Here is a 13,672-nt window from a genome sequence, read left to right on the forward strand (position 1 = left end):
GTGCCTTGAGCGTAAGCGAAAAAAGACAATAGTCCTTCTTCCTAATGCAATGAAGCAGTCAATCAATAAGGCTGTTGTCTTTTTTCGCTTACGCTCAAGGAGCTTCTTCTAACGAGCGAAGCGAGTGCTAACCCCTTTAACTCCTTTAACTCCTAAAGTTGCGCTTGTGAAACTTAAATAAATGATAATAGATTATGGATAAAAAGAAACTATGTCGCATACGCGACGTCTATCGCGCCATCGTTGCGCTTGAAAACCAGTTTCAGCAGTCGTTCAACCTCAACATCAACGAGGCCATGCTGCTCTGCACGCTCAAGGACAACAGCGGACTCACGTCGGGCGAGATAGCCGAGGCATTGGGACTGACCAACTCCAATGCCTCGAAGGTGATAGGATCGGCAGAGAACAAACTGCTCGTCAACCGCAACCTCGACCGTGTGGACAAGCGGCAGATGCACTTCTCGCTCACCAAGAAGGGGTCTGACCTGCTCAACGAGATGAACTGCGACGACATGCCGTTGCCCGACATCCTGACCGAAATCTGTCCGTAGTGCGGGGTTCCGGTTGCCGCGGCAAGTCGGAGGCGGTCTGCCCATTGTGTGTTTGTGTGTGTCTTCTGTCCCGAGGCGAACAACGCATCGTTGTCTTGGCTGTCTTGGCGATGTGTGTGGGGTAGGTGATGGGTGATAAGGTAATAGTCTGTAAGGTGATCATTACCACCTGCCACCTACCACCCAACACCTAAACCTTGATTTAAATCAAGAAAAACCCACTATATTTGCTAATTGGCTGATAATCTGTTACATTTCCAATTAAAAACCGTTGTGTTTCAGGATAATTATGCTATCTTTGCAGCGAATAATTAATCAACTGGGGATCAAATAGCCATGAAACCCTAAAATTTATTTATTTGCAAAAGATTATGGCAGAAAAGAAAGCAACAAAAGCTGCTGCTCCCAAAGCTACAGCAACGAAGGCTGCTCCGAAGAAGGCAGCTGTAAAGAAATCGGTATTGGAACTCACTGCTGAAAATGCAGGTTTCAAGGCCGGTGATGTGTATCAGGCTCTGGCAGCAGCCGGTTCGGCCCAGACACTGGCCGAGATTACCAAGGCGTCTAAGATTAGCTCCGAAGAGGCTATCCTCGGTATTGGATGGCTCCTGAAAGAGGGCAAAATCAAGGCAGAGGACAACAAAGTGGTCCTCGCTTAATCGAAACTCAAAGAAAAAAATGAAGAGGCCGCGGCTCGCCATCATGCAAGCCGCGGCTTTTTTGTTGAAGCCGAAAGGCTGAGTTTTGTGCCGCCGGGGAGCGGTCGTGCTGTGGGGCGGTGTGTGTCGCCGGGCCGGAAGCGCATCCGTATTTGTTACGGGACAACAGAACTGCCGAATCTATGATGAACTACGATCAGGAAATATTCAAAGTGCTCACCGAGGCGGGAGAGAACGGACTGAAGGCCGAGAAGGTGGCCCGCCACGTGTTCAACGCTTGTAACTCACTGTTCTGCCCGGCGAGCTACGACGATGTACACCGCTATGTGGCGCAGTTTCTGCAACGCAGTGCGCGCAATCCGGACTCCATTATCGAGAAGGCCGATGCCCGGGGCGTGTATTTTCTCAATCCCGATGCGCACGAAACGCAGCAGCTCATGCTCCGCTTCTCGCGCGTGGAAGAGGAGGAAGAGTCTAAAGCCCCGCCCGTAGACCTCTCGCTGAGTTTGTTCTGACAGACAGGGCGGGCGGTTGGTGTGTCAATAGTTTTCGCAGCACGTTTGCATTTGCCTTTTAAAGGTATTATCTTTGCATTGGCAAGGGGAGCACGCAGGTGTTTCCCTTTTTTCATTCCCAAGCCACCTACAGCCTCCCATCGGACCACCAACCCTTGCGAAAAGGCCCGAATGGCGTTGCAAAACGGGCTCTTTGAGGTTGTCGTTCGGCCCGATCGGGCTTTCAGGTGTAGCCGTTTTGCAAGGTCGGTCGGGCTTGATGAGGGGTTTGATGGGGCGGATAAGGAGAGTGGGGCGGACGATTTTGTGTAGACAAACGGCTGTGGAGAAAAACCGTGTAAGGCTTTTTCTAAAGATTTAATGTTTCGTGCTATATACAGGTTTTACCTCCCCCGCAGCGAAAAGAATGTCGGTTGCGCGGATAAATTTGCCTGATTTGTTCCTTTCGCCGACACAGATGTTCTTCGGCGAATGATGCTGATTATGTCGAAAACCGGTCGCGCAGATAAATGCGCCTCATTCTAAGGGAAGTGACTCCTGCCTTTTACTTGCATATCTGCCGGTAGGGACACGTGTCGCAATGGCGGCGGTCGGCGGTGGCGACGAACGGGTGGGAGAGGTCGAAGATGTCGGTGAGCACGCCTTTCAGCCGATCTGTGAACTCGTCACGGTAGCGGCCGGCACTTGTGATTTTCTCGTCGCCGAGCGTGAGCGTGGGGTCGTATTCATCCCCCGTGGTGTGCTGGATGAACAGCAGGGCCGGACTCACGGGCTCTCCTTCGGGATTGTGGCGGCTGCTGCGGTCAACGATGAGCGAGTAGAGCATCGTCTGCAAATAGTAGTCGGTGTGCTTCCGGCTGATGTCCTCACCCGAGAAAATCTCCTCAATGGTCTTGATTTTGGCCTGTGCCTTGTTGCCCGTCTTGTAATCTATCACGCGAATGCGCTCGCCCCCCAGTTCCGAGGCCACGGCATCGAGGCGGTCGATGGAGCCGCCGATTTGGAGTGTGCGCTCCGCAGAGCCCGCGGTGAAAGTTACGGTGTCGAACACTTTCAGTTCCAATCCGAGTATTGTGAACGGCGTGTGGCGGCTGTCGAGGCGCAGCAGCTGGCGCACGTAGCTCACGATGACATTGCGGTTGATGAGTTGCAGACCGTTGTATTCGGGCCGGAATCCCTGCCGCTTCACGTGGAAGAGTTCTTCCCGGAAAGCGTCGTCCACCACCTCCTCAATGCGCATTTTGCTCTTCAGATAGCTGTCGATGTCGCCTTGGCGTATCGTGAGCGGATGGAGGAGCTGCGGTTCGCCCTTTTCATCGCAGGCCACGTCGCCCGGTCCGGCAAACGAGAGGTAGATATTCTGGCACGCTTTGTGGAAGATGTTGCCGAAGATGCGGTTGTCGATGGCGTCTTCATCGGGGGTGTCCGGTTCCTCGATGTGGGCTATGTAGCGGTAGAAGAAACGTTTCTGGCAGCGCAGATAGGTGTTGATAGCCGTGGGCGAGAGGCTTGTAAACCTGTTGAGCTGTTCCTCCACAGCCTTGTCTTTCGTGATGTCGGTCTCCTCCTTTCGCTTCGGTTCCTGGCCGGCCTGCAGGCTCCGGCGCACTATCGGGTGCCCGCTTTCCACCATGAGTTGGAGCATGAAGCGGCTCATCTCGCCCGTGTGGCCGTCTTCCGTGGCATTGTTGTAGGTCATGGTCACGTCGGTGGCCCGCTGAATGAGGCTGTAGAAGTAGTAGGCATAGATGGCCACCTTGTTGTCGATGGTGGTGAGCCCGTAGGCATGGCGTATGGAATAGGGGATGAACGAGGCGTCGTTGATGCCTTTGGGCAGGTTGCCCTCGTTGGCCGAGAGCAGCAGCACGTGGTCGAAGTCGAGGTTGCGGGTTTCGAGCACGCCCATCACCTGTATGCCCACCACGGGTTCGCCGTGGAAAGGTACGCCGGTCGACTGAAACAGTTGGCCCGTGAGCCGCTCCAGCGTGGCCGTATCCACCGTGAGGTCGCCCGCGTCCATGAGTTCTTTCAGGCGGTTGAGAAGCGTGTAGCTGCGGAAGAGCGACTCCTGAAACAGAGGGTCAGCCACCCCCCGGGCGTTCACACCGATGCGCTTCAGCACTGCCAGCATCCACCCGATGAGCTTCCGGTTGTCGAAGTCTCCCATGTCGGGGAAGAGCAGTTCCAGTCCCTCGTCGCCCAAGGTGAGGCTGTCGCGGGCCGGATAGAAACGCTTGTGGCGGTTGAGATCGTCGATGAGATCGCGGTATTTTGGCGACACGTAGGGCGTGTAAGGGTGGCGCAGCAGGCGGTTGACGAAGTGAAGCCGATAGCGGTTGCTCTGCCTTTGGTAGCCCATGGTGCAGAGGGCGAACAGCTGCATCACAAGCGAGAAAAACGGCGATTGCTGCAAGGGATAGCCCGTGGTGATGTTCACATCCTTCACTTCGGGTGGCAGACAGTGGACAACGGTCTGCAACAGACTCTCGTCGGCCATCACGATGGCTGTCCGGCTGCCGTCGGCTATGCGGTTGTTCTCGCGCAGCCACGTGCTGATGTAGCGTGCCTGAATGTTTTCTGTCGACGCGCTGATGTAGGTGATGTCCTTCGTGCGCTGCAAGTTGTCGTAGGGATCGTGGGCGTCGTCCGGGGCTATTTCGTTCGGATAGTGGGCCAGATATTGGCGTATGTAGTGCCCGGCCTCGTTGTCGCCCGACATGTAATAGTGGTCGTAGTCCCAGTAGAAGCGGGCTTTGCCTTCCCGTTTCAGCCGGTCGCAGAGGGCCAGCTCCACCTTCTGCATCATGTTGAAACCCACAAAGAGATAGGTGTCATACTCGAAGGTGAGCTGCGGATTCTCCACCACCTCGCGGTAGAGCTTACCCTCGTATGCAAGTCCTTGTTGGCCAAGACGTTGGTTGTAATCGTTAAAGATGTCACCGAAGTGGCTCCATAGTTCCAAGAACCGGCGCTTGAGCTCGGAGTTGTGGTCGTCGGAGAAGTTGCTGAAAAACTTTTTGAGCATCTCCTTCTGCTCCTCGGTGAGGAAGGAGGCGTCGTCGAACTCGTGTATGTCGCGCAGGTTGGCAAACACCTTGGCGGCATCGGCCATGTTCTTGTCGATGTCGTCGAAGTCGGAGAGCAGGAGCTGCCCCCATCCGTAGAAATGGTCGAGGGTCTCGTTGAGCCCCGTGCAGGCCACAAACGACTTGTGCAGGTCGCAGATGAGTTTGATGGGGTCGGCCGTGGCGAGCTTGCTGTGGCGGCGGAAGAGGTCGCTGATGGTGATGTAGGCCGGGCTCCAGAGCGGTCGGTCGGCCAATCGGGCGAGGTGCTCGTTCAGGAAGAGCGAGGCCCGCTTGTTGGGAAACACCACAGCCGTGCGCGACAGGTCGGTGCCGTATTTTGTGATGATATCGTGTGCTACTGTTTCGAGAAAAGTCTTCATTGGCGTGTCAGCGGTTTTTTATATCGTTGTTGTTGGGGATGGGAGAGTGTCGGTGAAAGGCTCGGGCAGGGGCGTGCAGTGAGTGGCCCGGCGGTTGGAGTGGCTCATTCCACGCGCTCGATGTCGTTTTTATATACATACCAGAGGTAGCCTTCCACTTGCCGGTGGCCCATTTGGCGGAGCAGTTCCATGTATTGTCTCACTTGCCGGTGGTATTCGTCGCGGTGGGTGCCGAACTTGAAGTCGACCACTATGGTCTGCCTGCCGTCGGTCATCACGCGGTCGGGGCGATGCTCCTCCACCTTGCCGGTTTCGCGGTTGAGTTGCAGGATGGTACACTCGTTGAAGAGTTGCCAGCGACCGGAAAACCAGTCGGCCACCTGCTCCGTCTCCAACCGTTTGTGAATCATGCGCCGCAGACTCTCGGCTGTGAGTTCTTCGTCGTAGAGCACGCCCTCCTGTTCGAGTTCGCGCACGGCATCGTCGATGTCGGTCGCGGTGCGGATGTTGGAGAAAAGCCGGTGCAGGATGTTGCCTGTGTTGATGTAGCTGCGGCGTTTCTCTTCTTCCTCGTCGCCCCCCACGAAGTCGCGGCTCTTGTTGCTCTGCTTGAACTCGGCATGGCTTTCGAACGTTTCGATGTCGGGCCGGAGCGGCATGGGGCGGCGGATGAACACATTCGGCTGCGATGAAACGGGCTCTTTTTCGCTTTCTGGGATTTCGGATAGGGCTGTATCACCGCCATTTTCCGCTCCTGCGGCAGTCCCGGCTGTCGGTGAAACGGTCGGTTTCTCCACAGAAAGTTCCCCAAACGCGAAACCCACCGACTCTGTTTTATCGTCCGCTCCCTCATGGTAGTCGGCTGTCTCAAACTCTTCACTGCCGGCCATCTGCGCGAGACACTGCTCGATGAGGTAGGAGCGGGAGTTGGCTGTGCCCCGCTTGCCAAATACAAAGAGGTTGCGCCCGGCACGGGTGAAGGCCACATAGAGCAGGTTGAGATTGTCCACGATGTTCTGCAAGTGCTCGTGGTGGTAGTCGGCCTCGTAGATGGAGCCTTTCATGCCTTTGGCACTGAAGTCTACGGGCACGAGCGGCAGCCGGCTGTAAGGCTCCTCCGAGGGCACGCACCACACGGTGTTGCCCGATGTGCGCTCCAATGTCCAGTCGCAGAAAGGCATCACCACGTTGTCAAACTCCAGTCCCTTGCTCTTGTGGATGGTGAGCAGACGTATGCCGTTGGCCGCATCGCTTTGTATGGTCTTCTCATGCAGGTTGGCATCCCATTCTTCCAGAAAAGCCGTGATGTCGGTGGTGTTGTCTTGCAGATAGGCCGTCAGTCGGTCGAAGAAGGCACACACGTATGCACTTTCGCCCTTCAGTCTCTTCAGTCCGAGCAGGGAGAAGAGCCGTTCGGCCAGGTCGAAGAGCGGCATGGCAAGCAATCGGGCCCGCTTGTCGGGCTCGGTGAGGTCGGCAGGCAGCTCTTCGTTGAGCCGGGTGTCGCCTTCGGTCTTGCCTGCCCGGTCTCTCACGAGCAGTTCGCTGTCGGTAAGCGTGGTGCCGACCACCTGCTTCTGGTAGGCTTCCACCAGTGCCACTTTCGATAGATAGTCTTCTTCGTTAACCAAATAGCGCAAGGCGTTGATTATCATGCCGACGGCTGCGGATGCGTCGAGGCGGAAAGCTTCATCGGAAACGAGCGGGATGTCGGGACGAAGGGTCATGAAATGGTCGGCGATGTCTTGGATGGTGCGGTTGGAACGCACGAGGATGGCTATCTTGTTGGTCGCCACCCCTGCCCGCAGCAGATAGTCTACGGTCTCTACGGTCTTGTCGAGCATATCATCGTCAGTGCTTGACTTGGGCAGCAGTTCCACCTCCACGCGCCCCCGGGGAGCCCGTCCTTGGGGCCATTGCTGCACCACGTCGGCGTAGGCGTGGGCCAGTTGGGCCGCCCCCTCGGCATTGTCTTCCTGCCTGTCGGCCTCTTCAAGTGCCGCAGCCGTGCGGAAGAAGGCATTGTTGAAAGCGATGATGTTGCGCTCGGAGCGGTAGTTGGTACACAGCGAGGTCACGGCAAGCCGCTGTTCGGCATGGGGGGCAAACTCGCGCTCGATGTCGTTGAGCAGCCGCCAGTCGCCCGAACGCCAGCGATAGATGCTCTGCTTCACGTCGCCCACGATGAGGTTGGCGGCCCCGTCGCGGCTCATGCACTCCTCCAGAAGCACCTTGAAGTTGGCCCACTGCACGGTGCCGGTGTCCTGAAACTCGTCTATCATCACGTGTTCGAGCTGCGTGCCTATCTTCTCGAAGATAAACGGCGAGTCGCTTCCGTCGATGAGCGAGTGGAGAAGCATCTGCGTGTCGCTCAGCAAGAAGCGGTTGGCCTCTTCGTTCAGGGCTCTCACCTTGGTCTCGATGCTGCCCAACAGGCGCAGTTGGTTGATGTGCCGGAGGGTGAGGTCGGCCGACTTGTAGTCGCGCACGGCCTTCGGGCGGAGCCGTTCGGTCTCGTTCAGCAGGTCGAAGAGCACTTCCGTCACGAGGTCGAAGGCCGGATTGCCGGGCACGGCCTCTTTCTTCTTGACCCACTTTTCGGGCGATTCCATCGCATCCAAGACCCTTTTGCCCAGTAGTTTGGTCTCGTCATACTCCCCCTTTTGCAGTTTCAAGAAGTAGCCGCACACGCCCGATGCACCATTGGCAAAGTCTTCCACGGACAGACCGTTGTCGGCCAGCAGTCTGAAGAATCGTTCGGCTTGGCCGGCGAGCCGCTCCTGCGCCTCCTTGCGGATGGCCCGCATTTGCCGGTTGAACTCGGGGAAGAAGTCTTTCTGCCCGAACACCTCCTCCAGCCGGCGGCTCCGGCTTTTGTAGAAGTCCTTGAAGATGTTTTCACCAAACTTCTTGATTTGCCCGATCACGTTCCAACTCTTGTCGTCGTTGATGTTCTCGTTGATATAATCCATGATCCAACCGAGCACGGGATTCTTCGCGTCGAGGTCTTCGATGAGCCTGTCCACGGCTTGCTGTTCCACTTGATAGTCGTTGAGCCCTATGCGCAGGTTGGCCGTGAGGTCGAGTTCGCGTGCCAGATTGCGCAGCACACTTTGGAAGAACGTGTCGATGGTCTCCACGCGGAAGTAGTTGTAGTTGTGTATGAGGTTGCGCAAGGCCATTCCTGCCCGCTTCCTAATCTCGCGTTCGGGCAGTTCGGAGGTTTCTTTCACCTTATTATAATAACCCTCCGAAGCCTTGTCGGCCCGCCAGATGCCGTAGAGCTGGGAGAGTATGCGCAACTTCATCTCCTCCGTGGCCTTGTTGGTGAAAGTCACGGCGAGGATGGTCCGATAGGCCGTGGGATTGTCTATCACGAGCCTGATGTATTCCGTAGCCAGTGTGAAGGTCTTGCCCGACCCGGCACTGGCCTTGTAGACGGTGAGTGGTTTCATATTGTCGTTGTGCATATTCTTGTTGGTAGAGGGGCGGAGACGGGCCGTTGCGCCTACCAGTTGTTGAAAAGTTCGAAGCCGAACTTCACGCCCACGCCCTCGAAGTGGCGCGGACTCCAACCGCCGAAGATGCCGATGGAGAACAGGCGGTTGGTGAACCCGTAGCCCGCCTCGAAGTAGGGCGTGTACTTGCGCACCGAGAGCGCGCTGACATAGATGCGCTCCTTCTCCACGACTTGTCCCACCACCGGAATCCACGAGAGCAGCAACAGCGGTGCTTCGTAGGTGGAATTGAGGCGCACGTAGTAGTCGGAGGCGTTGTACCAGTTGGAGTTGAGCAGTTCAAACTCGCCGCTCCAGTCGTCGTTCCAACCGTTGGGGATGTAGTTTTCGCGGAAGTTGGTGTAGTCGAGGAAGTAGTCTGTTTTTCCTTTCGAGGAGTAGAGGCCCACGCCTCCGCGCATCGACCACGCCCTCATGCGACTCATCTTGTGGAGAAATTGCCCGTCAAATTCCCACCGCTCGTAGTTGGTCATCGAACCGCAAAGTCCCTTGAACGACCGCTCGTAGTCGGAAGTGAGGATGGGGCCTTCGTCGCCCCACGGGCGGTATTGCAGGCGCAGATAGGGGGCCACGGTCTTGTAGACGGTGGGTTTGCCGGCGGCTATGAAGCCCTGTTTATGCACGGCCGACCGTCTGTGGGCCACAAAACCGCCCTGCACCCCAAGTCTGTTCTTCAGCACGTCGTAGTTGACACCCATTTTCAGGTTCATGTCTTTGAAGTAGTCGAGGTGCATTTTGCCCCAGTTGATGGAGTCTTTCTTCTCGGCCTTCACCTCCTCAAGCACCCGGGAGTTGGTGATGCGGTTGCCGTTGCCAAAGTCTACGCGCACATATCCGTTGCGCCGTTTGTTAAAGTTGAAGTTGAACGGTATGTTGAAGTAGGTGTGCCGTTGTCTGAACGAGTAGCCCATCTTCACGCGCATGGACAGATCGCGGTTGGGCGTGAAGTTGTAGTTGAGTCTGATGTCAAACTTGTAGATGAGTCCCTTGCGCCGCGTGAACCCGAAATAGAGCGGGTTGAATATCGGCCCCACGCGCAGATGGCCCTGCCGATTTTGCCCCAAGTCGGCGTGTATGCGGTTGAGCATGTTGTCGCCGATGATGTCCCAGAACACATATTTAGCCCAATTTTCTTTCTTCGCCTTGGGCGATATGCCGGCCAGCGAGTCGCGCACAGCCTGCTCCCTCGCCGCCTGTATGCGCGCATTGCGCGCGGAGTTGAAGTCGGCCATCACGCGCTCTTCGTCGGGTGTGAGCGGTATCGGGCGCACCGACTGCATCAGCCGCGGGTCTTCGCTGTTGTCGATGGAGTCGGGCAGGTCGCGGGGCAGGTCGTAGACGCAGGTGAACCATGTGAAGATGCGGTTGCCCGTGACCGACACCTTGGCCGTCACATCACACTGCTTCGGGCGCAGCGACTTCTCGCCGTCTTCATTCATCCGGCACAACAAGCGGAAGTGAATCATGTCGTATTCACCTTCAAGTTCGAAGTTAATCACCCGTGCCGAAGCGTTGTCTACCAGCACATAACCGCTCACGAGCTGCGTGTTCTTTAACTTCGGTCTCACCAGTATTTTCGTTTGTCCGTTGTCGCGCTCGATGGTGCGGTAGCGGTAGAAACGCTTGTTGTCCCGGCACAGCGGCGAGAGGATGCGCCCCTTGAAAAGTTCCGCATCGTAGATGTCGGGCAGGAGGTATTCGTGGAGCACGGAGAGCGTGTTGTGGCGGTGGTAGACGGTGCTTAGCGACACTTTGCGCTTGGCCTCCACGCGCCCGCGACGGTAGTAGGTCACGTGGTCGTAGCACTCGCCGAAGTAGTTGCGCCGCCCGTCGCGCGCCAGATAAAACAACGTGGGCACGGCCATGAGCGTGGGGTTGCGGCGGTTGATGTTCACCCTGAATTTCATGTAGACATTGGTCGTGAGCGTGTCGTGACGGGTGTCTGCAAACCGTTGGGGATAGTCCATCACGCGCCTGAGCAATTCGCGGTCGTATCGCGGTTTTCCCACGATGTGGAGGGGGGCTGCCGCCGACAACCAAAGTCCCACGAGTATTGTCACAAACAGGCGAAATGTTTTCATTGCTGCAAATTTAATCAAAAATCCGCACACCCCACCGGCCTGTCTGCAATTATTTTTATTCATCCTTGTTTTTTCGTCATTCTTCCATTATTGTTGTCTTGTCGTCGATAGCCCTTGGCGCGCGAGGCGGTTGTTTCCAGCCTTTGCCGGCCCCGGTGAGGCGATGCACGGGTTCACTTGCCGGCAGGAAAGTTTTCGGAAAAAAGGAGAATGAAAATTTGGCAGAACAAAAAGAAAGCACTACCTTTGCACGCGCTGATTGCAAAAGGCGGTCAGCCGGTCGATTTTTTCGGGGTGTAGCGCAGTTGGTAGCGTTCCTGGTTTGGGACCAGGCTGTCGCAGGTTCGAGTCCTGTCACCCCGACAATCCGTTAAATCCAAATCATCTTCATCGGTGGTTTGGATTTTTTCGTTTGCCCATTTTTCCGCTTTTTCGTTTGCCGGGATACGCCCTTGGGGGCGTGCGGGCAGGCATAAAGCGCTGCCCCTACGGTTTTTCCGAAGGCTGCCCTGCATCTTTTCCGGAAGAAAAGAACGGACAAAAAAGCTGAGACCTTAATGCACCATCCGGAGCGGAAAAATGTGTTTGAGAGACAAAAAAGCCGTTCCGATTTTCCCATCCGGGCCTTGCGACAATGCGAAAGGGCCCCTTTGAGCGCGTCAAACAGGCCGGACGAGCAGCTGAAAGTGGCTCTTCTGCATTCTCACTGTGGCCTTTTGAGCCTTGTTCTCGGCATTTTCCGCCCCCTTTTCGAGGCTTCGTGAGCGTCAAAGAAATTCAAAGTGCTGACAGCCAATGACTTAAACATCTTCCCTGAATTTTGCGTATTTCCGGCCGAAGAGCTTTAGCTGGAAAATATCGCAGGCACAGCCCGCTTTTTCGGCCAATATATTTTACAAGGGCAGGTGTCGGGTGGCAGGTGTCGGGTGGTAATGAATGGCCGTGGAGTTGGAGGTGTGAGAGGTTATTTGTGCGCCCGAGGGTGGCGGGATCTCCTGTTTGTCAAAGGTTCGTTAAGGGGCGACCGCCCGTTCTGTCAGTTCTGCTTTTGTAGACCAATCTTTTTCTTTTATGATGGCAAGTATTTGCGACTTTTCCGCAAAATTTGCTAAAAAACATTTTCTTTGCTTTGCCATTCAAAGATTTATGCGTAATTTTGCAAGCCAAAGCGTGAATATTCTTATATGAAAAAAATATCTCTTGCAGCCCTGTTTGTGGCTATCCTGCTGTCGGGTTGTGCGCATGAGTTCAATCAGGTGTACAAATCGGACAATTACCCATACAAATACGAATATGCCAAAGAGTGCTTTGCCGCCGGCAAGTACACCCGCGCAGCCACCCTGCTTGGGGAACTCGTGACGGTGATGAAAGGCACCGAGAATGCGCAGGAGTGCCTCTACATGTATGCGATGGCGGAGTATTGCATGAGAGACTATCAGACGGCATCGGAATATTTCAAGAAGTATTATTCCTCCTATCCGCGCGGGCAATATGCCGAGATGGCCAAATACTACGTGGGCGAGAGCCTCTACATGAGTACGCCTGAGCCCCGGCTCGACCAGTCGCAGACCTACTCGGCCATCTCTGCCTATCAGGAATATCTCGACCTCTTCCCCGACGGCAAACTGAAACAGCAGGCCCAGCAGCGGCTCTTCGCCCTGCAGGACAAGCTCGTGCAGAAGGAGCTCTACAACGCCCAGCTCTATTACGATCTCGGCACCTATTTCGGCAACTGCACCAGCGGCGGCAACAACTATCAGGCTTGCATCGTCACCTCGCAGAATGCGCTCAAGGAATATCCCTACAGCAGCAAGCGGGAGCGTTTTGCTACGCTGCTCATGAAGAGCAAATACGAACTGGCCAAGATGAGTGTGGAGGCGAAACAGATGGAGCGTTATCAGGACGCGCAGGACGAGTGCTACGGATTCCTTAACGAATATCCCGACTCGAAGGAGCGTGCCAACTGTGAACGATACATCGACGACTGCAAGAAATACATCGCCCGACACGAGCACGACAATCCGCTGCGCTGACCCCGGGCGGATGTCCACAACACGCATATCAATAAAAAACAAAACAGTATATACATCTAAAGAATGGATTACAAGAAGTCAAAAGCCCCTACAAACACCGTGACCCGCAACATCATGGAACTCTGCGAGGAGACCGGCAACATCTACGAGAGCGTGGCCATCATCGGCAAGCGCAGCAACCAGATTGGCATTGAAATCAAACAGGATCTCAGCAAGAAACTGGCCGAGTTTGCCTCTTACAACGATTCGCTTGAGGAGGTGTTTGAAAACCGCGAGCAGATAGAGATTTCGCGCTATTACGAGAAGTTGCCCAAACCCACACTTCTCGCCACACAGGAGTTTATCGAGGGCAATGTCTACTGGCGTGACCCCTCTAAGGATCGCGAGTTCTGATGATACAGCGCAAGCAAACCATCTTCCTGCTGCTGGCAGTGGTGGCCTTTGTGGTGTGCCTCGCCTTGCCGGTGGCCGTGGTGGTGCCTGAAATGTTGGGGCAGACGATGGCCGTCTACAACCTCGGTGTGGTGGATGCCAACGGCTCGTTCAACTTCAGCAGCGTGCCGCTCTTTGTGTTGCTGGCAGTGGCCTGTGTGCTTTCGTTCGTGGCGATATTCCTCTACCACAACCGCTCTTTGCAGGCCCGGCTCTGTACGACCGTACTTGTGCTCTTGTCGGCATGGTATGCCTACTACGCCCTTTGCGCCTTTGGCGTGCTGCTCGACTTGGGTACGGGCTCTTTCCACATGTCGTTTGCCGGCATGTTGCCTGCTGTGGCCATGATCTTGCTGGTGCTCGCGCGCAAGGGGGTGCTTGACGACGAGAAGCTCGTAAGGGCTGCCGACCGGCTCAGATAGACTATATAACAGA

General features: G+C 55.7%; 10 protein-coding genes and 1 tRNA gene. 7 read left to right on the forward strand and 4 right to left on the reverse strand.

Translation table 11 applies throughout. From position 1 onward, the window contains the following. The first annotated feature begins 194 nt into the window (after positions 1-194). From HMPREF6485_RS12425 to HMPREF6485_RS12435, 3 genes are all read left to right on the forward strand, one after another. Complete coding sequence (locus HMPREF6485_RS12425; RefSeq protein ID WP_004342814.1) at positions 195-551, forward strand: MarR family winged helix-turn-helix transcriptional regulator; 357 nt, start codon at positions 195-197, stop codon at positions 549-551. Between the two features lie 371 nt (positions 552-922). Further along, a complete protein-coding gene (locus HMPREF6485_RS12430; RefSeq protein ID WP_004346920.1) occupies positions 923-1,210 on the forward strand; it encodes a winged helix-turn-helix domain-containing protein in 288 nt (95 codons plus the stop codon). 182 nt (positions 1,211-1,392) lie between these two features. Further along, entirely contained in the window at positions 1,393-1,725 is a 333-nt protein-coding gene (locus tag HMPREF6485_RS12435) for a hypothetical protein (RefSeq protein WP_004346921.1), read from the forward strand. 544 nt (positions 1,726-2,269) lie between these two features. Here the strand turns inward: HMPREF6485_RS12435 and HMPREF6485_RS12440 are convergent. The 3 genes from HMPREF6485_RS12440 to HMPREF6485_RS12450 all read right to left on the reverse strand — a co-directional run bounded on the left by HMPREF6485_RS12440 (position 2,270) and on the right by HMPREF6485_RS12450 (position 10,772). Further along, positions 2,270-5,173, reverse strand: a complete 2,904-nt coding sequence (locus HMPREF6485_RS12440) for a PD-(D/E)XK nuclease family protein (RefSeq protein WP_004346923.1) — start codon at positions 5,171-5,173, stop codon at positions 2,270-2,272. Between the two features lie 104 nt (positions 5,174-5,277). Then, positions 5,278-8,643: a UvrD-helicase domain-containing protein gene (locus tag HMPREF6485_RS12445; RefSeq protein WP_004346924.1), complete on the reverse strand. Its 3,366-nt coding sequence runs from the start codon at positions 8,641-8,643 to the stop codon at positions 5,278-5,280. 38 nt (positions 8,644-8,681) lie between these two features. After that, complete coding sequence (locus HMPREF6485_RS12450) at positions 8,682-10,772, reverse strand: DUF5686 family protein (RefSeq protein WP_248622320.1); 2,091 nt, start codon at positions 10,770-10,772, stop codon at positions 8,682-8,684. 290 nt (positions 10,773-11,062) lie between these two features. Between HMPREF6485_RS12450 and HMPREF6485_RS12455 the strand changes: the two genes are divergently transcribed. After that, positions 11,063-11,135, forward strand: a tRNA-Pro gene (locus tag HMPREF6485_RS12455). A 650-nt stretch (positions 11,136-11,785) separates the two neighbouring features. On the opposite strand, the gene HMPREF6485_RS14465 is transcribed toward HMPREF6485_RS12455, so the two are convergent. Then, the gene (locus tag HMPREF6485_RS14465; protein ID WP_004346928.1) at positions 11,786-11,908 is read right to left on the reverse strand and encodes a hypothetical protein; all 123 of its coding nucleotides are present in this window, start codon (positions 11,906-11,908) and stop codon (positions 11,786-11,788) included. Positions 11,909-11,956: 48 nt separating this feature from the next. On the opposite strand from HMPREF6485_RS14465, the gene HMPREF6485_RS12460 reads away from it, so the two are divergent. The 3 genes from HMPREF6485_RS12460 to HMPREF6485_RS12470 all read left to right on the forward strand — a co-directional run bounded on the left by HMPREF6485_RS12460 (position 11,957) and on the right by HMPREF6485_RS12470 (position 13,659). Next, on the forward strand, positions 11,957-12,805 hold the full coding sequence (locus HMPREF6485_RS12460) for an outer membrane protein assembly factor BamD (RefSeq protein ID WP_004342823.1): 849 nt from the start codon (positions 11,957-11,959) through the stop codon (positions 12,803-12,805). 63 nt (positions 12,806-12,868) lie between these two features. Then, on the forward strand, positions 12,869-13,198 hold the full coding sequence (locus tag HMPREF6485_RS12465; protein WP_004342825.1) for a DNA-directed RNA polymerase subunit omega: 330 nt from the start codon (positions 12,869-12,871) through the stop codon (positions 13,196-13,198). Further along, complete coding sequence (locus HMPREF6485_RS12470; RefSeq protein WP_004342826.1) at positions 13,198-13,659, forward strand: DUF4293 domain-containing protein; 462 nt, start codon at positions 13,198-13,200, stop codon at positions 13,657-13,659. The genes HMPREF6485_RS12465 and HMPREF6485_RS12470 overlap by 1 nt, the downstream gene beginning before the upstream one ends. The last annotated feature ends 13 nt before the right edge of the window (positions 13,660-13,672 follow it).

This window comes from Segatella buccae ATCC 33574, assembly GCF_000184945.1.
GTDB classification, from domain to species: domain Bacteria; phylum Bacteroidota; class Bacteroidia; order Bacteroidales; family Bacteroidaceae; genus Prevotella; species Prevotella buccae.